This window comes from Niallia circulans, from assembly GCF_007273535.1.
Taxonomy (GTDB): domain Bacteria; phylum Bacillota; class Bacilli; order Bacillales; family Cytobacillaceae; genus Niallia; species Niallia circulans_B.
In genome coordinates, this window is the sequence record NZ_CM017505.1 from 59,328 (window position 1) to 80,761 (window position 21,434).

Below are 21,434 nucleotides of genomic sequence, written 5' to 3' on the forward strand. Positions count from 1 at the left end.
TTAGCATCACACTCTCTCCTTCTCCTTCAGTTATTCTTGAAACCAGGTTAAATCATCATCTGTCCAACCTTCCGGCAAACCATCTGGAAATGGATTTTCTGGATCTACTGGCTCAATCAGTATTTCATCTTTTTTAATCGTATCGGACCCAATATATCCATACATATATGCATAAACATTAATAGAATCCTGAATGTTAAAAGAAACTTGGTTTGCTCCTACTGGATCTATACTTTTGAATTGAACATCGTAACTTCCCAATTCATCTAACCAGATAGGAATATACAGCTTATTCCCACCGTCTTTTAATTCATTATGAATACGATCATCACCGGATTGCTTCTGTTCTTCCGAGAAAACAGCACCGGTTTTTTCTTCAATGTATACTTTTGGGAGAGTTACTGTCTGTTGTAGAGTGTCATTGTTGCTTGTTTCTGAAGACGTTGTAACAGCGTTTATAATGGCCTTACTTTCTTTTTGTGGGTACTCAACATAAGAATCAATCAACCGATTATCTACGAGATATTGGGCCTTAATTGAGGTTAGCGACTTCAAATCATTTTTGTATGTGATTTGTTTTGTCATATCTACCCCATAACCACTTTTAATAGGATTCTGTTTTAAAGTAGGTAAGGTTAGAGTTTCGTGAAATTTTTTCATTTCTTTTCCAATTTCTCTTTCTGTCATGACTACCCCTTTATAGATAGTCGTTTCAACATCATCGGCTTTAAGGTTTAATTGTTCTTCTGAAGATGTATAACCATCTGTATCAATCTTTTCTTTCTCATCTTGGATAAATACTTTTTTCTTATCATTTGGGACAATGAGAGCTTCATAGTTGGCATTATAATCCACTTTTAAAGCATCTTTAGGTATTTTAAGCTCTACTGTTTCCTTTAGTTCTTTGACAGTGAGAGTCTTTTTTAACACCTGTTTATCGGTATCCTTATTAGTAATTAAAATGTCTACTTTTTCGGTATCCCAACCTGTGGAACTACCTAATAATCCAACATTATACTGAAGTTTTACCGGTAATCCCTTATCATACTTATCCGTGAAGATCTGGATCTTCTTAGTTCCTAACTCAACAATTGGATGAGTGTAATAAAAATCAACAGTCACATCTTTTCCGTTTACCGTACCTTCTTGCTTTTCAGTACTTTCAGGCATATAAGGATAAGAAATATTGTTATATTTGTAAGTCAAATTCGTTTTAGGACCATAAGAATAAAATTCACCATCAAACTTCTTAACACTATTAGTTATAATGGTTTTCCCTTCGGTTTTATCAATATGATTTTCTGTAACATTCCTCTGATACAGTTTTGTTATAGCTGTATTAGAAGACTTTGTAACACCATTGATTGTATTGGTTGCGGTATTTTTCCACTCAATCACATTATTTTCTACCAATGGTTTTAAATCATCTAAACTTGCAGGAACAACCTTAATTTCTACCCTGTAAGTATTCCCGTAAAAGGAGCCTTTTTCTAATGAAGATGATTTTGCTTCTAGCAATACACTGTTACCATTACTTTTATCATCAAATAAACCACTTACATCCTTTTGGTCTTTGTCATAAACCTTAATGGATTCAATCTTTAAACCTTTTGGAACGACGTCTTTCATTTGATAATTGCTATAGTAGAACTCTGTATATTCATCGTGTACCTGATTAATAATTTCATAGGTGAAATTCTGTTTATAGGAAGTTAAAACATTCTCCTTTTCTAACTTCATTTCACTACTACTTGAAGTATTAATATACTTTTCAGGTGCAATGGCTTCTGTTCTAGCAAGTTTTGTTCCGGTAATGGAAAAGTATTGTCCAGGTGAAATTAACGCTGTGTCATAGGCTGGTGTTGGTTTAGTACTGGCATATCTATACATCTTCACCCAATCGAAAGTAACGCTAGACTGATCACTGAAAGTTGCAGTAAAGCTGGCAAACTTATCACTTTCTTCAGCACTTGCATTTCCACTGTCAAAAATAAGATGTTTACTGTTGGTGTGCTCATATTTTAACCAATCATCGTTAGTAACGTATAAGTGATCAAAGTTATTTACTTGAGCATCGGTAAAAGCAACCCCTTGAATAGAGTCGATGTCATTAATAGTTAAATAACCATTTATCTTAACACTCTTTCCTGATTCATGATCGATAAATTCCCACTTTTGCGTAACAGAATTATATCCCTGCATGATATGACCAATGTTATGCATTCGATAACCAATGTTACCTTTCTCGGTTTTCAAACTATCCCAATCCATGACAGTTATTTTAAGATCAATTACTTTCCCTTCATACAGTCCAACGTTTTTATAGATAACCCCTTGTTTTCCCTTTTGATTATCACTTGTCGGAACAAAAGACCAATATGCAGCCGATTCATTAGATGTTTCGGTAGTAAATTTCTTAGACCATCCTGAACCGAATGTTTCTACCGTTGTATCACTAGTAAACTCCGGATAAAATGTGTATTTACTACTAATCTCCGTATTTTCATTTACTACTGTTGCAATATCGGTATCTTTTAAGTTGAGTGTTGCCGCAGAAACTACACTTTGTTTCATTAGTCCAGGAATAAAGGCAATGCTAAACAATAGAGATAGTACAGATATAAAGCTTAATTTCTTCACACTTTTATCTTCCTTTTCTTTAATTTTCTATCTGGATTATAGCCGTTTCTGTAGGCCCCACCTCCTTTAAAGAAAATAAAAAAAGAGCTATCAATAAATATTATTGATAACTCTTTTGACTATAGTTAGTTGACTAGTTTAAATTAAAGTGGATATATCTAACATTTCTTTTGGTCTAGAGATAGTTTCAACGTTGTTAATATTAATTAAAATTTCTGTAAGACCTGTTTTAAAAAAGATATTCTCCTTACAATCTTTCTTGATTGATAAAAGTGTGTTGTAAAATTGATTAGCTTTTTCCTCATCTGCAAATTCTAAAACTTCTTTGTTACCAGAGATAAACCTAACTTCACTAGTCCAAAGATTCTTTTTCATTAAGCTCACCTTTTCCCTGTGACTTTGCCTATTAAATTTGTGTATATTTCTTTAATATACAAATAATCTAAATCTAAATCTAATTCTATATGTCTTTGTTTATGCAACTATTCAGGCTTTGAGTTGCCACCTTATTAAGCAATTCGCTCTCCTTATGAAAGGATCTTGGCAAATAAACCTTTGCTTCGTCAATTATCAAACAGTGGTTAGCTGTTCTATGGTCATGGCAAAGTACTTAAATGATTACTGATTTCTGGATAATCAGGAATAACCTTTAACATTACTTAGGTATGTTAAGCAAGAATCGATTCTGATTTTTGGATAATCAGCAACCTTAACTACACTATGTATGTTAAGAAAAAATAAAGACACCTTCTAACGTCTAATAACCTTATACTCCTAGCAACCAACCAGGTAACACTTGCGAAGGTACAAGTGCAGTACGTCAACTATATTTAGTTTTCAAAGATCAATTGCAAATAATCTAGTAGTCTAATAATTTATTATTTGCATATTAAAAACATATACATTCAATCAATAATAGGCGTCTTTTTTAACTAATTTTAATTCTCTTTTTCTTCATAGGCACTAAAGGATTACCGTATTTCTTTCTCTTGGCAATGATAACTCCTTCTGAATTTGTGCAATTTTTAATAAATCCATAGATTTCAGTTAGATGCTTTCTATCACCTGTTGCAATATTAAGAAAGTTACCTTTCATGTCAATTTTGACCCAAATTGAACCATCATTAGTCAACAACTGCCATGTTTTTTCCTTTACTTCATATTCTGTCCATCCATAGTTAAGTTGCATCTCATATTATCCCCTTTCGTGTTATTTAAAGTAATAAAGGCGGCAGCCCACTGGACTACCGCCTTCTCATAAGTACAAAACGTCATAAACAAATTGAAATATTTTCCGGAAACTTTGTTTCTTAAAATCAAAAAAATATAGAGAAATACAAAATAATGATTTTAAAGAAATATGTATCGCTTTTTGAAAATATTTCTAGTAAAATTAATGACGTTGCTTTTGCAACTTTAGAGAGAGTAAAAGTACCAGTAACAAGCCTAATTGTTATTGTTACGAATGTCTAAGAACGTCAATTCTTATCCATTCACTCTTTCTTACACTCTAATTATTGCACAATTTTATTTGTCGGTCAACACATCGTACTAGGTAATTTTACCTAGTTATTGTAATTTAAATGTATAGTTGGAAATTTCCTTTACTGTTGCATCTTTATCCTCTGATGATGCTAAATTTTCTGTTATACCTTCTATGTTTCCATCCGCTATTGATCTAAAATAATAAGTATCCCCTTCTTTTACTATTATGAAATTTCTACCTTCTCGTTTAGAAAATGAACTTTCAATATCACCATACACTTCTGTTGCAACAAGTTTATAAACCTCATATTTATCAACCTTTTCACCTGTTTTTTCAACTGAAGTAATATTATAGTTAGAATCATCTTTATGTTCATCTTTTACTGTCCATGTGTTAGCCGAATCAACGTGTATAATCTCTTTAGTTGCTCTAGCCCCAATTAATGTTGATCCAACTGGAAGTAACCCTTCTGCTTGCTTATTGCTTTTGCTTTCTTCTTTAGATCCACAAGCAGCTAGTAAAATCACAGTTATTAAGCACATCAAAATTCCTATTACTTTTTTCTTATAATGCATTATATTTACCTCCATATATTTGTACACGTTTCTTTTACAATATAGCATAATCAGTTATTTTATAAAACCATTCCCAATTATGGATATTCAAAAAAAAAAGAGACTAATAAGTCTCTAAATATATCAACCTTCTAAATGTGCTTTAAATAAATTATTTAATTCATCTTTTCCAAAACTATAATTTATTGTCTTTTTTTCAGCCTGGGCAGTTTGCCGATCATTAAATTCTTGTTTTAAGGACTTTAGTATATGAGCTGACTTTCGTTGTTCTCTTTTCATTACAATCCCGTTCAAGAAGTAAAAAGGGTAATTCTCTATATTTTTATTTTCTACTTCAATCTCATATATCATTTGTTTCACTTGATCTTTCACTTCATACCCATATACAGAAATGTTGTTTTTTTCGCTTAAACTAACAATAGCTTTAGCAACTACTGGATCAATTTTAAAATTAATTAGTAGGTTATATAAATTTTCACGATTAAAGGGTTGTTCTTCTTCATCCATTAATAAATTATTTGTATCATGATTTATTAAGTTATTTGAAACATTATTAGAGTTATTTGAAACATTATTAGGTTGCATTTCTGCAACGGTGACCGTTGCATTTTCGCAACCGTCCACCGTTGCATTTTCACAACCGTCTACCGTTGCATTTTCGCAACCGTTATTTATAGGTAATACTTCTAATTTCCGGCCACCTTTTCTCCCAAAAAATGCTGCTGAAGTATTATAATCTAGTTTCCAGTCCCTGCATTTCTCTAAAGGTTTTGTTTCTAATTCTTTATTGTTTTGAGGATAATCATAAGGAATAATATTTACTGGTTTTTGAGATTTTCGAGCACTATCTTCATATTCAACTAAGTCTATTAATCCATATTCCCAAAGCACAGGAATAACATTTCTATAGAGAGTAGACTTATTCATTCCTAATTTTTCGGCTACTTTTTCCATAGACATTGGGATCTTTGCCATTGCTATATCGTCAATTTTTTCATCTGATCTGTTTACCCATGTATGAAATGTTAACCAATATCCAAAGGTTTTATATCCTAGTTTTGGAATCCAATCGTCTACTACAATGTAATGTAGTATAGGTAATCGTAATTCTTCTCTTTTTTTCTTAGCTTGAATAAACATGTTGACTCCCCTATTTTTAGTAGAAGAAATCTTATATTGTGTGGTATATTATTTATAGAAAATATAAGATAAGATCTTCTTAATTTTTTTGAAAAAATAAATATGTTCTGAAATAATCCCAGATAGGTGCTGACTATGTGGGATTATTTATTTTTTTCTGCTTTATAATTATTTACGGCCTTTTTATACAGTTATTGAGAGTAAGTTTTACTAGAAATTTTACGCTGTCATTAATTATATAAAATATATTCTATGTATTTAGGAAATTAGTAAGTACTCATTTTCTTTTCTGGTAATCAAATAAGTAACTCCCTATCCTCTGCTATTGTAGATTAAAAGAAATATTGTGCCATCTCCAAGTAAGTTCTATATAAAATCTAATATATTATGTAACCACCCATAAAATTAATCCTAATATTAAAAGAAATGCAGCTATACCAGCAAACGATTTTATTACAAAAAATCCAAAATTTATTATATATATGATAGCCTTATAGCCAATAAATACAAGCAATGCTAGGACAAACAATGATAATACTATTTGTAACATGATTTTTGTAAAAGTTATTAGTAAAAACACAAAAGCTACAATAATTAAAACAAGTGTTAAAAGCGTGATATAGCCTCTTTTGTAACTTTTCTTCTCTACAATGGTTCTATGGTTATCCTCCATTAACTTTTCACTACTCCTTATTCTTTTTTAAAATATCTTGGATATCTTTATTTTTGTTTATATATTCTTTAATAGCTTCATTTGCTATATCAGAAATAGTTAGTCCATTTCCTTTAAGTGCTACATATAACTTTAATGTATAATGTAAGTCTTCATTAATTTTTACAGGTTTTTTTGAAGGTCCTTTATTTTCTTTTTGTTCCACTGAAATACCCACCTTAAATAACTTTATTTGACACTATTATAGCACACTTATTGAACAGTAACAAGTAACTAGTTACTTTTTGAACAGAAAAGAAGTTCATCCAAGATGAATCTCTTTTCTATATAGGTAACAGTAAAAGAACTAATTATGGTTTTGGGGAAGATCCCCACCTTCTCTTGCTCTTTCTTCGTTTAGTTCTTCCTTTATTACATAAATAGTTCCCCTAGAAATATTAACTGCATTAGAAATTTTACTTATAGGAACATTATTGTCGAGCATTTTTACTACGTTTAAATATATTCTTCTATCTTCTGGATCTGCTGCATTTCTATGATACTTTTTTGGCCGTCCTGATCCCCTTTGTTCTTTTAGAGACTTTATATATTGCATACCTACAGTTTCTCTTTTTCTGATGTCATTTAGTTCTTTATTATTGACCCATTTTAAAGTTAATATTAATTGTTTTCTTAGCATTGCTTGCATATTCCAGTCATTTTTACAAGCATTAGTAAGTTCTTCTACTCTTTCTTCTAAAAGTAAAATTCCTATATCTTTCTCATCTAATTTTTCAAGAACCTTGATAATATCCTTAATAGATTCACCAAGTTCATCTATATCCCATACAACAAGAATGTCCCGACTATTCATGTTATCTACGTTATTTAGCAACAAAGTCAGTGGATCTTCAGCTTCATCCAATTCCATAATAATTCGCTGTACGCCTTCTTGCTTCATTCTATTTAGAATGTGAGTGTTGGGTGAAAGTTCGTCCATAAAGTTCTTAATATATCCTATTTTTTTCAACGATTTCCACCACCTTTTTTTTACAAAACTTTTCATTTTCATCATTTTTATACGTTGAAATTAAACAATTGGAAGGAAAATATTATTCTAATACTCATTTTTGAGTAGGATTTAATAATAATTTATATTATACACTATTTTATAGGACCTAATTGACTAGTTTAATAGAAATATATACCAACTGAAATTCATAAGTTAGTTATTAAAAAGACAATAAAATTGTACATAATATGCATAGTTATAGGCACCTTTATATCATTGGACTTATTATAAAAATAAGAATAAATCAATCCATTCGCAAAATAAGTGATAATAAACCAATCAAAATGAAGCACTGAAAAGAGTAAATTAGAGAAAATAACCGATCCTTTTCTTCCTAAAACGTCTTGGAAGGTATTTGGAATCCATTTTCTAAAAATCAATTCTTCTAGAATAGGACCAACTAACAAAGGAACCAAAATTTTTAGGAAATTAAGTTCTATACCTTTATTAATATTAGCCGTGTTATTAGCTGTTTCTATGGGAATTAGACTCTTTATAAAGGTAAGTATGCTGCTAACGATTAAGATAGCAACAAGCCCCCTTAAAATGAGTAATATCTTGTTATTACTTCTTAGCAAATTCAAAAGAAACCTTTCCTTCTTTCAATACTAAATGAGCATCGAATTTTTTACTTGTTTTGGATGAAACAAAGCCTTTTACTAATCCGGTTTTTCCCTTTGTTAACAGTTGTTTAACTTGGCTTATACTAATTTTCTTTCCTGAAATGTTCTTAAAAATAAAAAATTCTTCTGAAGTATTTCCCTTTTGCATGCACTTATATACTTTTGCTTCTTCTTTCACCAAATAGCTACCGATCTCTTGTTTATTACTATCTTTTACTTGTTGAACTGTATTTGTATCGATGTCTTTTTTCTTTAGCTCATTTAAAGTTCCACTAATAAAATTGCTAATGTTATTTAAGAAGACCTTCTGTGTGCCTGTTCCAGTACCAATTTTCTTTAGATAATCTTCCCATTTTGCTGTCATATCTGGACTTCCTAACAAGATATTTTTAGTTAGATTATAAAGAAGCGAGCCTTTTTGTGTTGGATATAACTTAGTTTTTTCCACTCGAATATATTCGCGATCTATAAGCGTTTTAATGATGCTAGAACGCGTTGCAGGTGTTCCTAGACCTAATTTATCCATTAGTCCTCCTTTACCTCCTAGAGAAGCTTCAGTAAGGCGAGAAGGCGGCTTTGTCTTGCCTTCTTCTGTTTTAGGAACAAACAAAACACTTTCTCCTTCAACAAAGGCTGGTAATGTAACAATTTCTTCTTTTTTATCTTCTTCTAACGCTTCTACTTTGGTCCATCCTGGATTTTTAGGAACAATCCCTTTTGCGGTAAAGATAGAACCGTTTATATCTATAGTTACAGCTGTAGATTCGTAAATATAATCTTCAGCAAACATTAAAACAGTATTTCTAACAACTGCTTGGTATATATTGCGTTGAGCATCATCTAAAGATGATAAAGTAGGGATCTTTTCAGTTGGGATAATAGCATAGTGTTCCAGGACTTTATCATTGTTCACATACTCTTTTCTTGGCTCTAAATGTACATTTTCAAAAGAAACACCAATTGTCGTTTTATACTTTTCTAAATTAGCCTTTAAATATTCAAACTCATTAGTAGTGATTAAATCACAGTCTGTACGTGGATAAGACAAAAAGCCTTCTTGATAAAGGGTTTGTATAGTCTTCAAGGACTTATCAAGACTGTATTTCCATTTCTTATTTGCATAACTTTGTATTCCACCTAGATTAAATAATTTAGGTGCTTTTTTTGCTTTCATTTCTTTTTTTACTGAACTAATATTTGTTTGTTTCGGAGCATTTAAACCGAGTTTTTGAATAGCTGCAGCGAGTTCTTCTTTTGAAGGATATTTTGTATCGTTGGTAAACTTAACAGCTTTATTATCTTTTGTGACATTACCAAACAATTTATAAAACGTTTCTTCTTGAAAATTCTTAATAGCTAAATCATTTTGTACTACCAGACTGTTACAAGGCGTTTGTACGCGGCCTAAAGAGTAAACCCCTTGTAATCCCTTTGATTGAGCTAATAACGTGAAAAATTGGGTGAAATTCATCCCTACAAGGTAATCACTTATTTGTCTTGTTTGAGCTTCTACAAAGTAATTAAATGTATCTTTGCTATCTTTTAGATTTTGAAATCCACGTTGAATTTCCTTATCGACCATTGAGTTAATCCATAATCTTTTTTTAGGTGTACTCTTCACTTTTGCTGAACACTTACTGAAGATAGAATAGGCTATATTCTCTCCTTCTCGGTCAGGATCTGTGGCAATAATAATAAGATCTGCTTCTTCTAATTGCTTTTTAGCAGCGCTAAATTGTGCTCTAGTGCTACTTTTAACTTCATATAGCATTTTTTCCGGCTGAAAAGGAAGGTTTTCCATGTTCCACTTTTTATATTGTTCTCCGTACTTATCCATACTGGCAAGCTCAACTAAATGCCCTATTCCCCAGGTTACAACGACTTCTCCATTTAAAATATTAGTGTCTACATCTAAAAATCCATTTCCCTTTTTTACAGATCCTAAAGCTGTAGCATACTTGCGTGCTTGATCCGGTTTCTCTGCTAATATTGTTATTTTCATTAATCTATACTCTCCTATTAGGTCTTTATTATTGAACGATTGTATGATAATTAGTTTTTTAATGAACAATATAACAATATCATCTTAAAATTTTCCTATCAATCTGTAAGATAGTAAAAAAAGACTATAGGATACAATCCTATAGTCCTAAAAAACTCATTTTTTTAACGTTTCTACTATGTTTAAAATTTTATTTATAGTATTTTTATTTTGCCGTTCTTTTATTTCGTTTATTTTAGATTGAATAAGGGAAATCTTATATGTAATTCTATTCCTTGCGCTACTATCAATTATTGGCATTAAACTTACACCAAAAGCAGAAATAGATAACCAATTTATTAGTGTGCCATAAGATTTTAAAGGATAGAGTATTGTAGCTGCCAATAATCCAACTGCAAAAAGTAAAGTAGTTGTTGTAAAAGCAAGTTTTTCAAACCTTCCCATTACCCTAAAAACACCATAACCCTTAGTTAATGTTTCTAAGATTCTTAATTCCTTTTCTAATCCATCTAATTCTGTTGTAGTAGGAAATTTAGAAATATTTATGTCTTCTTTACGAGCCAATGCTCTATAAATATAATCATTGATTGCTGTTAAAAACATCAGTAGGAATATAACCACAGTAAAACTAATTAAATCTATCCAATTGAATTCTCCCATTAATGAAGTAATTATGGCAAAAGCAACAATTAATATAACTGCACCTGAATTAATTAACTTATTATCAAACATATATAACTTCTTATATTTAAAATTGTCATTCTGAATATCGCTTGAATTCATAGTAACTCCTTATAGCTCCCTGTCCTAGTATAAAAAAATCAATTAATTTTCAAATAGTAAACTATTTTCTGTATCCAATTGCTCACTTTAATAGATATATTTAGTGGTATGGTTTTGAACAATCTAACAATATCATCAAAAAAAATTATATCAATCCATCAAATAGTAAAAAAGGACCACAATACACAACGATTGTAGTCTTAAAAACCTAAATTATATGAGTTTGTTTCTTGAATCAAACTCATATTAATCACTTTATTTTTCTATCCACTTTTTCTAGTTGTGCTAAAAGTTTCTCCGTTAAACTTTGTAAATGATTAACTTGATTTTTAAGCTGCGATATTTGAATATCGCTTTCCTTATTATTAAGTTGATCCGTTAACGATTGAACTTCATTAATTTTGTTAACAATTCTATTCTTAGCTGCTCCTCCAATTAATGGGTAAACGCCCAATCCAAGTGCTGTTATTGATAACCAATCAACTAAATCACCATAATTAGAATTAGTAAAATTCAAAAATGCAACTAGCAAACTAAAAAATACCATTATTGCGATGAATGAATAGGACATTCTTTCGTTCATTGTCATTACGCGGATATATTTATTTGATTTTTCTAAATCTCGAAGTGTCTTCAAATCAGTTAATAGCATATTACTATCATTAGTACTACTAGGGTACTCTTGTAAATCTACACGTTTCCATGATAATGAGTAAAATAAATCATTTATTATAGGGAAGAATAACCCAAATAACATAAAAATGATTGATATCCCGATACCTTTCCATGTGTAATCGGCATATTCCGGATAAATAAATTCCATACCTAAAGTGATAATTATAAGAATGATAAAAAAGGTCGAATAAAATCCTTGTACTTTCGTTTGATAAAAGATTTTAGATACTTTCTTTAGAAATTGCCACATACGATATTACTCCTTCAAGTCTGTTCTCTTTTTAGCCCTTATTAGCGTACTTTTACTAATTCCGGTTATCTCTTCTACTTGTTTATAAGAATTAGTCTTTAAAAGGTCTAAAGCATGTTGTATTTGTTTTCTATTAAATTTTTTTGGCCGACCTTCTCTAAAATCTTCACGCTGTCTTGCTATTGCCTTTCCAGATTGAGTACGTTCAACAATCATATTTCTTTCATATTCAGCAAAAGCAAAAAAAATCTGTCTCATTAATTTACTACTGGAAGTGTTGTCTAAAATCATCCCCATATTATCAATTATTACTTTTACACCTTTTTCAATTAACTCGGAAACAATCTTTTCCCCTTCAATTAGAGTCCTGGCAAAACGATCTAATTTAGTGACTATGAGTGTATCTCCAGATTTTAATTTTTTTAGTAATTCATTAAAGGCTGGCCTATCCATCGTTTTTCCAGTAAATGACTCTTCAATAATTTCATGACAGTTGTAACTTTTTAATATGTTTATTTGATCCTTTAAACTATTTCCATCTTTTGCCTGTCCGTATGTACTCACTCTTGCGTACCCATAAATCATTAGTTTTCTCCTTTACATTTGACCCTAAGTAATGACACCACTCAATATACTGATTCTATAACTCTTTTGTTTTGGTGTCAATTCTTTTAAGTTATGATACCGAAAAAAGGGATTCACCTTATAGGCACATCCCAATAACCAGTTTCTTTATTATGTTTACAGCTTTTTCAAAGTCATAGTCCCTTTTATTCGCATAGACCAAAATAATTGAGAAAGCAAAGTTGTTTTAATGGATAAAAGTAAATACTGTGAATTGTTAATAAAAAAGAGACGAATTCTAATTTTCGTCTCTTTATTTAATATTTAGTTTAGGCAGCGCTCAATAACTCATGGAATGTCACTAATCTGAACCATTTTTTTTGATAATCAAAAAAGACATAGTTATAAAATTCACTATTAAGTGTACTTGGAAATACTATTCCAGTTATACCTTTACTTTTTGCACATTGAGCTATAAAGTTAGGGACTAGATATTCTAGACCAGAAGAAGTTTCTGCACTAAAACTACAATACTGCACCAGGGGAGATTTTTTATCAGTTAAATCAATCATTTTAACGGTTTCTTGTAATTCCCATTCAATTACATCCACTGTTGTAGTCTTGTCTTTTGCACACTCTAATATAGCAACTTCTTTATTATTACATGTATATAATTCGCCTTGCCCTACTACATTATATCTCCCTTGTTTAGACAATCCGAAAGGTGCAGAAAACATTTCTTCTTGTGAATATGGAATTGGGCGTGTTTTTTCATCTCTTGGTCTTGCCCGAAATAGGTTAATGTGTTTATTCAGGGTAATAGTTTTTATAGTATCAAGTTGATCTATAATTCTACGACCTATTTCATGTTCTCCACCAAGCATTGGATAGCTAGACAAATGTAAGAAAAAAGAAATGGCTTCTTCTTTTGAGATACTATCTAACAGGTCTACTACTCCAACTGTACTAACAAATGACTTTACATGTATTTCTTCTTTGCTATTGCTTTTTACTATTAGGGTATTAATCTTATTATCATTAATTTTTGATTTTATAGAATAATCATCTGGTGATATACCTTTAAAGATGTTACTAACAACTTTATTATCAACACTTGAATAGTATTGATCTATCGTTTGTACTGGAACAACAAGACTTATTGGTTTGATTAAATCATTGAGTTCCGTCATTGGTTTAGTTGCATCCATTAATGGTTTCCACAAATTATTGAGTTCCGTCATTGGTTTAGTTGCATCCATTAATGGTTTCCACAAATTATTGAGTTCCGTCATTGGTTTAGTTGCATCCATTAATGGTTTCCACAAATCATTGAGTTCCGTTATTGGTTTAGTTGCATCCATTAATGGTTTCCACAAATCATTGAGTTCCGTCATTGGTTTAGTTGCATCTATTAATGGTTTCCACAAATCATTGAGTTCCGTCATTGGTTTAGTTGCATCCATTAATGGTTTCCACAAATCATTGAGTCCCACCATTGGTTTAATCGCATCTACTAATGGGTTCTCTACAAGCTTTAATGGTTCTGTTTCATTAGAAAATAAGTCATTCTTTTTATCAATATGATTATCTTTTTCTTCTTTTGACATATTAAAGCTCCCACTTTTATTTAAAAATCAATACAGTTATATACTACTATAACAGAATATTGGAATAAATTTAATTATGAGACACTAGCTTTGTTGATAGGGTATTTAATATCTAATTATATAGACCTATTATTACACTAAAGCCCCCTATTGTTTAAGTGAACCACTTCACAAAAATATCTTCATTGAGCAATGGTATGCTACAAAAAAAACCAAGTACTCACTTATATTTTTTTTAAAGTAGTTCACACACAACTAACATATTTCGTGTAATTGCTATATCATATTCTTTTAATAATTCAGTAAAGAACTGCTCGTGTGCATTCCACCAGAATTGATAATAACCTTCACCCTCGGCTACAGAAAATTCCTCAGATTACCTTATTCATGGGAACAACTTGAACAGATTCAATTCGAATAATATCAACTGGTTCTCTACAAAATTGATTTCAAAGTTCTTTAACGTTGTTATTCATTTGACTCTTCCTTTATTTCTTAAAATTCTTCAATTTAAATACTCAATCTAGGATATTTTAAATCATCCTTTTTGCGCTATATTGCCCTTATAAAGACACATGGAAAAGGGCAACCTTATATCTAAGAAAAGCACTCTATAGTTAACTACATATGTGTCACTTTGATAAATTGTATATTGAATCTTTATACAAATTTAAGTTGACAATTGAAATTAAAATACCATAAAATAATAGTATACCGTCCAGACGGTGCACTAAATTTCAAAGGAGTACATTATGAATCAAACACACAAATGGATAATGCTATCCATAGTTTCATTTGCCTTATTACTTATATCATTAGACATGACAATTCTTTATACAGCATTACCTACACTTACCCATGACTTAGTTGCATCAGCATCAGAGAAGTTATGGATTATCAATGCTTACCCTCTTGTTATGTCTGGATTACTACTTGGAACTGGTGCGTTAGCAGATAGAATTGGTCACAAACGAATTTTTATGATTGGATTGGTAGTTTTTGGTTTAGCTTCATTAACTGCTGCATTTTCAATGAATCCAACCATGTTGATAGCTGCAAGAGTTTTCCTTGCTGTAGGTGCATCTATGATGATGCCAGCTACCCTTTCCATCATTCGCATAAATTTTGAGAATGAGAAAGAAAGATATTTTGCTATCGGGGTTTGGGGTTCCGTTTTCTCAGGTGGTGCAGGTTTAGGTCCATTAATTGGAGGAGCGCTTATTGAAAATTTCCATTGGGGTTCTGTCTTTCTAATAAATGTCCCTATTGTAATTATTGCTTTCCTCTTATCGTTTAAGTTTGTACCAACTGATGCAGGGCATTCTGATAAGAAATGGGATTATGTAGGCTCCATTCAAATCATGATTGGACTTATAGGTATTATTCTAGCTATTAAAGAATTTACACTTCGTGGTGGTCATTTAGAAATTGCTTTTACTGCTCTTATTATTGGAATAATTGCTATGATAATTTTCTATAGAAGACAAGTAAGATTAGGCAGTCCATTAATTGATTTTAACTTATTTAAAAATGAGCGTTTTTTAGGAGGAATGACAGCCGCCATCATTACTTCCTTTATTTTAGTTGGTACACAATTAATATTCACCCAAAGGTACCAATTAGTTATAGGTTACTCTCCACTGAAATCGGCTTTATTTATGATTGCCATTCCAGTGGCTTCCTTTATAGCAGGTATTGTCATGGGTATGTATCTGCAGCGTGTTTCAGTATTACGAGCTATGTTCGGAGCGTTAGTAATTGCAGCTAGTGGTCTTGTTTGTTATATGATTTTTCTAAATAATGGAACTTTCTTTGAAATCATTTCTCTAATACTATTAGGGTGTGGGTTAGGTGCTAGTGGTAGTGTTGCTTCTAATGCCATAATGAATAATGTACCAGTAGAAAAGGCAGGAATGGCCGCTTCATCAGAAGAAGTTTCTTATGAGTTAGGTGGAGTATTAGGAGTAGGGATTCTAGGTAGCTTTTTATCTTTCTTTTACTCAAGAGAATTTGTCCCAGTAGGTGGGTTATCTCCAACAACCGGTGTTGATAGTATAGATGAAGCCTTATTAGCCGCAGAAAAACTACCAACACAACAGGCAAATCTCTTAATTAATCATGCAAAAGAAGCATTTAATTCTTCGTTTAATTCAGTTAGTTTACTTGCTATAGGAATTACAATTTTGGGATGCTTAATTGTAGGATACCTTGCGATAAAAGACAATAAAAAAGAAAAAATGCAATCAATTGCAAAACCCAAATAAGGTGAATTAAAGAGAAGTATGGGGTTCAAAATGTTATAGTTGACGTTATGGATTATATATTTATTATATATTGATAGAGGTGATAATAAATGAACAGTAACTCCAAAAGAGAACTATTGTTATTGGCAACTGCAAAAATAATAAATGAAGTTGGAGCGAATAACTTAACCCTTGAAGCTGTAGCCAAAGAAGCTGGTGTAAGTAAAGGAGGTTTACTTCACCATTTTCCCAATAAACAATCCTTGCTAAAATCAATGGTTGAAGAAGCTACAAATGTACTTCAGGATGAAATCTTGCAACGAGTATCTAATGATGAAAATAGTATTGGAAAATGGACGAGGGGATATTTAGGAACTGTTGAAGAGAAAAATGGAGATGACAATGGGATAGACGCAGCAATGATTGCTACTCTATTATTAGATCCAGATTTATTACGTTCTTATCAAGAGAAATATGACTTTATAAAAGATAACATAGAGAATGATGGAATTGATCCAATTGAAGCTAATATTGTTCGATTAGCAATAGATGGTCTCTGGCTAGGTGAAATTTTCGGACTCGGTAATCTTGATGATAATATGCGAACAAAAATACTCGGTCGTCTACATGAAATATCATTGAAAACTAATAAAGAAAATTAGTTCATTTATTTTCACTATTTTCACTAAAACAAGTGGAATAGGATAAAACGATTCATATCCTTGTTCCCTTTAATTCTCGCTTAAACAAAAAACACCATTATTGGTGTTTTTTTGTTCTATTCTTTATTTAACTAACCTCCCTCAATAAACAAACACTTATCTCTTAAATACGCAGTTATTATTACTACATGGCTTTCCTTCCGCTAGCCACATGTTCAGGGATTTAATACCTGAATTAGAACATCATTTTTATATCATAGCACCAGACTATCCTGGCTTTGGTAATAGTTCTTCCCCATCCAGAGAACAGTTTGAATACACTTTTCATAACATCTCAACAATCATAGAATCATTCTTAGAAGTATTAGAAATCAATCAATATTATATGTTTGTATTTGATTATGGAGCACCTATTGGTTTCAGAATGGCATTACGAAAACCAGAGAAAGTATTAGGAATCGTTAGTCAGAATGGAAATATATATGAAGAAGGGCTTGGGCCAAAATGGGAAACAAGAAAAGATTTTTGGAATAACCCTACAAATGAAAAACGTGACAGTTATCGAACAGCGTTTTCTAGAGAAACCATTATAGGACAGTACACAGAAGGAACTAAAGAATGTAGTGTATCTCCAGATGGCTATACGCTAGATATTGCCTATACTCATAATGAAGATTATGCAAATAAACAACTAGATTTGATTTACGATTACCAAAATAATATTAAAATGTATCCAGATTTTCAAAGATACCTTAGAGAAAATCAACCAAAACTCTTAGCTGTTTGGGGGAAGAATGACCTTTCTTTCATATACCCTGGAGCAGAAGCATTCAAAAAAGACGTTAAAAATGCTGTAGTACACTTAGTTGATAGCGGACATTTTGCATTAGAAACACATTATAAGGAAATTGGAAAACTGATTAGAGAAAGTTTTAAATAATAACAACAAGAAGAAAGAACCTGTTTTGTCTCAAACGTCAGGTTCTTTCTTTGTAAAGCTTAAGATATCAGACTAGATAATATTTTCTCGTGAGCTCAGTAGAGTTAATGTTATTTGTGTGCCCTGTCCCACTTGGCTTTTAACACTTCAACTCCTCCTCAATGGCCCTTAATTATTTGTTTTACGATAGCCATACCAAGACCGGTGCCACCACTAAGCGTACCAGTAGAAGTTCCCCGATAATAGCGATCAAATATTCTTGAGATCACCTCTTCATCCATTCCAATCCCATTATCTTTAATCTTTATTTCAGACATATCTCCTTTACTTACTTCTAATTCAATTTGCGTTCCTTCAGGATTGTGAGATAATAAATTTTTTAAAATCATTTATGTCTTTCTTAAAGTAATACAAAAGAATTCCTATATATATTCTATTTACTCAATAACAAGCATGTCGTAAGGGTGTTGTGTTATAAATCTTTGTTGCCAAGGAATTTCAAGAGAATTCCAATTTAAACCGCCATCCACAGAAATAAATAAACCTTTATTACTAAATAGATAAAAATCCCCTTCTTTTGAAACCTTTATTACAGGTATTAACGTTCCTTTAGAATCAGGTAATCCAGTAGTGCTAATTTTCCAGGGTTGATTTTTTTCTTTTCTATAAATAAATGATTCGCAATTCCCGTTTTCATACTCATGTGCAGCAAAGGGATTTGAAGACGTAGCAATAATAATATTATCCGAATCAGCCGTATTCACCGCCATTTGATAAGCATAATGATGTGTTAGACCCTCAGTAATGTAGTGCCATGTCTTACCTCCATCTTTACTTTCTGCATACTCATGACCTTCTTCTTTCAAGAACGAATCACCCAAAACTGCATATAAGCGATTAGGATTATTTAGATGCGACTTAATTACATGTATATCCTGGGGATAATCTTTTTCTTTCTCTTCGGTCCAAGTAATACCACCATCCATACTCTTGATTAGTCCCCCTACTTCAATTGTTGTATAGATAGTTTGTGGATTAGAAGCATCAATTTCAATATGTTTAACATGGTGAGTATCGGTTCTTTGAGGGAAGAACCAAGAAGGGTAAGAAGGTATTTGCCGATAGTCAGTTAACAGCTCAAAATGGTCTCCTCCATCTTTTGATATAAACATAGCACTTGGTTCAGTGCCTACGTATACTATTCCGTTACCATCTTCGCCATTTAAGGAAGATACAGCAACAGCCGTTACTGAACTCATTTTACTAGCATGAAGTGGATACGAATCACCAAACGAATATAATGTACCTATCGCTTCCCATGAGCTACCTCCATCTAAGCTCCTCCATAACCCTCTGTCAAAAGTTCCACAATAAAGTCGAGCCGGATTACTTGGATCAAACGCTAATGTAATTGGATTAGCACCTTTAAAATGGTTACTTATCTTCCATGTTGATCCTTTTCTTTCTGCTACTATAAGTTCTCTATCAAACGCTAATAACAATTTTTTCATTAAAATCAACTCCTCTTCTATCTTATTTATTTCATATTGAAATTTTTAATTATTCATTTCCATGCCTCCAGATACGGGAGCATAAGTTCCTGTAATGAAAGCACTTTGATCACTTACAAAAAACAATACGGCGCTTGCAACGTCTTCAGCCTTAGCGATTCTACCTAATGGAGTAAATTCCGAAACCTTCTCAATTTCTTCTACCTGAATATGTTTGGTAGCTTCTGTTTTCACCATAGAAGGTGCTACTGTATTCGCAGTAATATTATAAGGTCCTAACTCCTGAGCTAAATATTTCACAAAAGAATTAAGTGCTCCTTTTGCTACTCCATGAGCAATAAAGTTAGGCATAGGTTGATGACTTAAGCTACTAGAGATATACACTAACTTTCCATACCTTTGTTCTTTCATAAATGGTAGAACTGACTTTGTTGCAATAAAAGCTGCCTTAATTTCTCCTTCTAGCTTAGGTTTAAAATCATCCCAATCCATTTCCGATAAAGGTTTCATAGCAAACCCAATTGCTGCATTGTTCACTAGCACATCTATTTTTCCGAATTTTAAAAGAGTTTCATTTACTAGAGAATGCATTTCATCATAACTTCTGACATCTGCTTTTATTGCTATAGCTTCTCCTCCTTTTGAAGTAATGGATTCTACAACTTCCTGTGCTGCCTTCTTATTACTGGCATAGTTTATAACTACTTTTGCTCCATATTTAGCCAATAACCTTGCAGTTTCAGCTCCAATTCCTCGACTTGCTCCTGTTATGATCGTTACTTTTCCATTCATCATTCATTTTCCACTCCTTAATAAGTATTAAAAAGACTATACTGAGAAATTTTCATGCCATAGCACGCAAATTATAAAATTATTTACTACTAAATTAATTTCTAAGTAACCTCTTTAATAGGAATGTGCAATTCAGTTAGATTTTTATAAATTCATATACCTTAAAAGAAAATCATCAATATATATATGCTATAACATATATATTGATGATTTAATTGTAAATTGTCAATTTTCAACCAAGTTTCATATTTCCTAATTGTTTTTTTAGGTTATACGAACTTCTCTTTATGAATATGCTTTTTGAGATATAAATCTAAAATGTAATTTCCAAACGGAATAAATGTAACTACTATAGATATTAAAAACCACCATATTGACCACTTTACTATAAAAGTTGTCCAAATCACCACCAAGATATAACAAACAAAAAATATACCATGAAATAGTCCAACATATTGAACTGGTTGGGGAATGTTTGCTAAATATTTCAATTGCATTGCAATAAACAATAAAACCAATAATGAAGTTCCTCCAATAAAACTAACTACTCTAAAAAAATTTAATGTTCTTATCTTCATTAAATTATCCTCTTTTTAATAATATATTTTTATTTTTACATTTCATTTCTATCATTAATCTAAAAATTTTAATATCCAATTATCCAATAAATATAGCTATTAATAACCCTGTAACGCTTAATAAACATGTAAGCGTGCGAAGGTTATTTAAGGAAGTCCAACGAGATTCAAAAGAACTTCTAAGTTTATTCCAGCCAAGTTCATCCGTAGGTAATTCTGCAGATATAATTGCTTTACTGAGTGGTAAGTTGCCTAAAAAAGTTATCAATAAGGTAGATATATAACCAATTAAAGCCAATACATAAAAAATTGTTCCTGCTAATTGATTAACATAAACAACAATAACTAAAATAATTTGTGCTATAAGAGCAAAGTTGGAAATTAGGAGAAAAACTATATTATCAACAGAGGAGTTAAGTTTTCTAACCGCAAGAACAAAAGTACGATCATCCGTTTGCTTTAAGCCAGGCATTACCGAGTTGCCGTATGCAAATACAGTTCCAGTAACAATTCCAGTTGTTACAACAGCCAGAAATGCTGAACCATTAAATAATAAATCCATGTATTTTACCATCTCCTTACTTAAAAAGTATCGCTTTTGAGAAACTTTCTGGACCTTTAAACAATCTTTATTTCATA

General features: G+C 31.5%; 21 protein-coding genes and 1 pseudogene. 3 read left to right on the forward strand and 19 right to left on the reverse strand.

Features of this window, described 5'->3' with window-relative positions; translation table 11 throughout:
* Nucleotides 1–30: 30 nt before the first annotated feature.
* From CEQ21_RS00310 to CEQ21_RS00375, 14 genes are all read right to left on the reverse strand, one after another.
* Nucleotides 31–2,640 (reverse strand): hypothetical protein, encoded by a 2,610-nt coding sequence (locus CEQ21_RS00310; protein ID WP_185762682.1) that lies wholly within the window; start codon nucleotides 2,638–2,640, stop codon nucleotides 31–33.
* Between the two features lie 138 nt (nucleotides 2,641–2,778).
* A complete protein-coding gene (locus CEQ21_RS00315; protein WP_185762683.1) occupies nucleotides 2,779–3,015 on the reverse strand; it encodes a hypothetical protein in 237 nt (78 codons plus the stop codon).
* A gap of 553 nt (nucleotides 3,016–3,568) precedes the next feature.
* Complete coding sequence (locus CEQ21_RS00320) at nucleotides 3,569–3,829, reverse strand: hypothetical protein (RefSeq protein ID WP_185762684.1); 261 nt, start codon at nucleotides 3,827–3,829, stop codon at nucleotides 3,569–3,571.
* 380 nt (nucleotides 3,830–4,209) lie between these two features.
* Entirely contained in the window at nucleotides 4,210–4,701 is a 492-nt protein-coding gene (locus tag CEQ21_RS00325; RefSeq protein WP_185762685.1) for a hypothetical protein, read from the reverse strand.
* A gap of 123 nt (nucleotides 4,702–4,824) precedes the next feature.
* Nucleotides 4,825–5,841, reverse strand: coding sequence for a hypothetical protein (locus CEQ21_RS00330; protein ID WP_185762686.1), 1,017 nt, complete (start codon nucleotides 5,839–5,841; stop codon nucleotides 4,825–4,827).
* 385 nt (nucleotides 5,842–6,226) lie between these two features.
* Complete coding sequence (locus CEQ21_RS00335; RefSeq protein ID WP_185762687.1) at nucleotides 6,227–6,514, reverse strand: hypothetical protein; 288 nt, start codon at nucleotides 6,512–6,514, stop codon at nucleotides 6,227–6,229.
* A 10-nt stretch (nucleotides 6,515–6,524) separates the two neighbouring features.
* Complete coding sequence (locus CEQ21_RS00340) at nucleotides 6,525–6,719, reverse strand: hypothetical protein (protein ID WP_185762688.1); 195 nt, start codon at nucleotides 6,717–6,719, stop codon at nucleotides 6,525–6,527.
* Between the two features lie 141 nt (nucleotides 6,720–6,860).
* Entirely contained in the window at nucleotides 6,861–7,523 is a 663-nt protein-coding gene (locus CEQ21_RS00345) for a helix-turn-helix domain-containing protein (RefSeq protein WP_185762689.1), read from the reverse strand.
* Nucleotides 7,524–7,711: 188 nt separating this feature from the next.
* Nucleotides 7,712–8,149 carry a CPBP family intramembrane glutamic endopeptidase gene (locus CEQ21_RS00350; protein WP_185762690.1) on the reverse strand — a complete coding sequence of 146 codons (438 nt, stop codon included), beginning with the start codon at nucleotides 8,147–8,149 and terminating at the stop codon, nucleotides 7,712–7,714.
* Nucleotides 8,130–10,190, reverse strand: a complete 2,061-nt coding sequence (locus CEQ21_RS00355; RefSeq protein ID WP_185762691.1) for a type IA DNA topoisomerase — start codon at nucleotides 10,188–10,190, stop codon at nucleotides 8,130–8,132. Before CEQ21_RS00355 ends, CEQ21_RS00350 begins: the two co-directional genes overlap by 20 nt.
* A gap of 156 nt (nucleotides 10,191–10,346) precedes the next feature.
* Entirely contained in the window at nucleotides 10,347–10,973 is a 627-nt protein-coding gene (locus CEQ21_RS00360) for a hypothetical protein (RefSeq protein ID WP_185762692.1), read from the reverse strand.
* A gap of 250 nt (nucleotides 10,974–11,223) precedes the next feature.
* Nucleotides 11,224–11,898 carry a hypothetical protein gene (locus CEQ21_RS00365; protein WP_185762693.1) on the reverse strand — a complete coding sequence of 225 codons (675 nt, stop codon included), beginning with the start codon at nucleotides 11,896–11,898 and terminating at the stop codon, nucleotides 11,224–11,226.
* Between the two features lie 6 nt (nucleotides 11,899–11,904).
* Nucleotides 11,905–12,483 (reverse strand): recombinase family protein, encoded by a 579-nt coding sequence (locus tag CEQ21_RS00370; protein WP_185762694.1) that lies wholly within the window; start codon nucleotides 12,481–12,483, stop codon nucleotides 11,905–11,907.
* Nucleotides 12,484–12,791: 308 nt separating this feature from the next.
* Nucleotides 12,792–14,069, reverse strand: coding sequence for an RES family NAD+ phosphorylase (locus tag CEQ21_RS00375; RefSeq protein WP_185762695.1), 1,278 nt, complete (start codon nucleotides 14,067–14,069; stop codon nucleotides 12,792–12,794).
* 752 nt (nucleotides 14,070–14,821) lie between these two features.
* On the opposite strand from CEQ21_RS00375, the gene CEQ21_RS00380 reads away from it, so the two are divergent.
* From CEQ21_RS00380 to CEQ21_RS00390, 3 genes and pseudogenes are all read left to right on the forward strand, one after another.
* Nucleotides 14,822–16,333, forward strand: a complete 1,512-nt coding sequence (locus CEQ21_RS00380) for an MFS transporter (protein WP_185762696.1) — start codon at nucleotides 14,822–14,824, stop codon at nucleotides 16,331–16,333.
* Nucleotides 16,334–16,422: 89 nt separating this feature from the next.
* Complete coding sequence (locus tag CEQ21_RS00385; protein WP_185762697.1) at nucleotides 16,423–16,974, forward strand: TetR/AcrR family transcriptional regulator; 552 nt, start codon at nucleotides 16,423–16,425, stop codon at nucleotides 16,972–16,974.
* A gap of 187 nt (nucleotides 16,975–17,161) precedes the next feature.
* A pseudogene (locus CEQ21_RS00390) lies at nucleotides 17,162–17,914 on the forward strand (alpha/beta fold hydrolase); the annotation flags it as partial.
* Nucleotides 17,915–18,072: 158 nt separating this feature from the next.
* Here CEQ21_RS00390 and CEQ21_RS00395 read toward each other — a convergent pair.
* The 5 genes from CEQ21_RS00395 to CEQ21_RS00415 all read right to left on the reverse strand — a co-directional run bounded on the left by CEQ21_RS00395 (nucleotide 18,073) and on the right by CEQ21_RS00415 (nucleotide 21,357).
* A complete protein-coding gene (locus CEQ21_RS00395; RefSeq protein WP_185762699.1) occupies nucleotides 18,073–18,303 on the reverse strand; it encodes an ATP-binding protein in 231 nt (76 codons plus the stop codon).
* A gap of 48 nt (nucleotides 18,304–18,351) precedes the next feature.
* A complete protein-coding gene (locus CEQ21_RS00400) occupies nucleotides 18,352–19,425 on the reverse strand; it encodes a WD40/YVTN/BNR-like repeat-containing protein (RefSeq protein WP_185762700.1) in 1,074 nt (357 codons plus the stop codon).
* A 45-nt stretch (nucleotides 19,426–19,470) separates the two neighbouring features.
* Nucleotides 19,471–20,220, reverse strand: a complete 750-nt coding sequence (locus CEQ21_RS00405; RefSeq protein ID WP_185762701.1) for an SDR family NAD(P)-dependent oxidoreductase — start codon at nucleotides 20,218–20,220, stop codon at nucleotides 19,471–19,473.
* A 266-nt stretch (nucleotides 20,221–20,486) separates the two neighbouring features.
* A complete protein-coding gene (locus tag CEQ21_RS00410; RefSeq protein WP_185762702.1) occupies nucleotides 20,487–20,795 on the reverse strand; it encodes a DUF3817 domain-containing protein in 309 nt (102 codons plus the stop codon).
* Nucleotides 20,796–20,874: 79 nt separating this feature from the next.
* Nucleotides 20,875–21,357, reverse strand: a complete 483-nt coding sequence (locus CEQ21_RS00415; RefSeq protein WP_185762703.1) for an anthrone oxygenase family protein — start codon at nucleotides 21,355–21,357, stop codon at nucleotides 20,875–20,877.
* Nucleotides 21,358–21,434 lie beyond the last annotated feature (77 nt).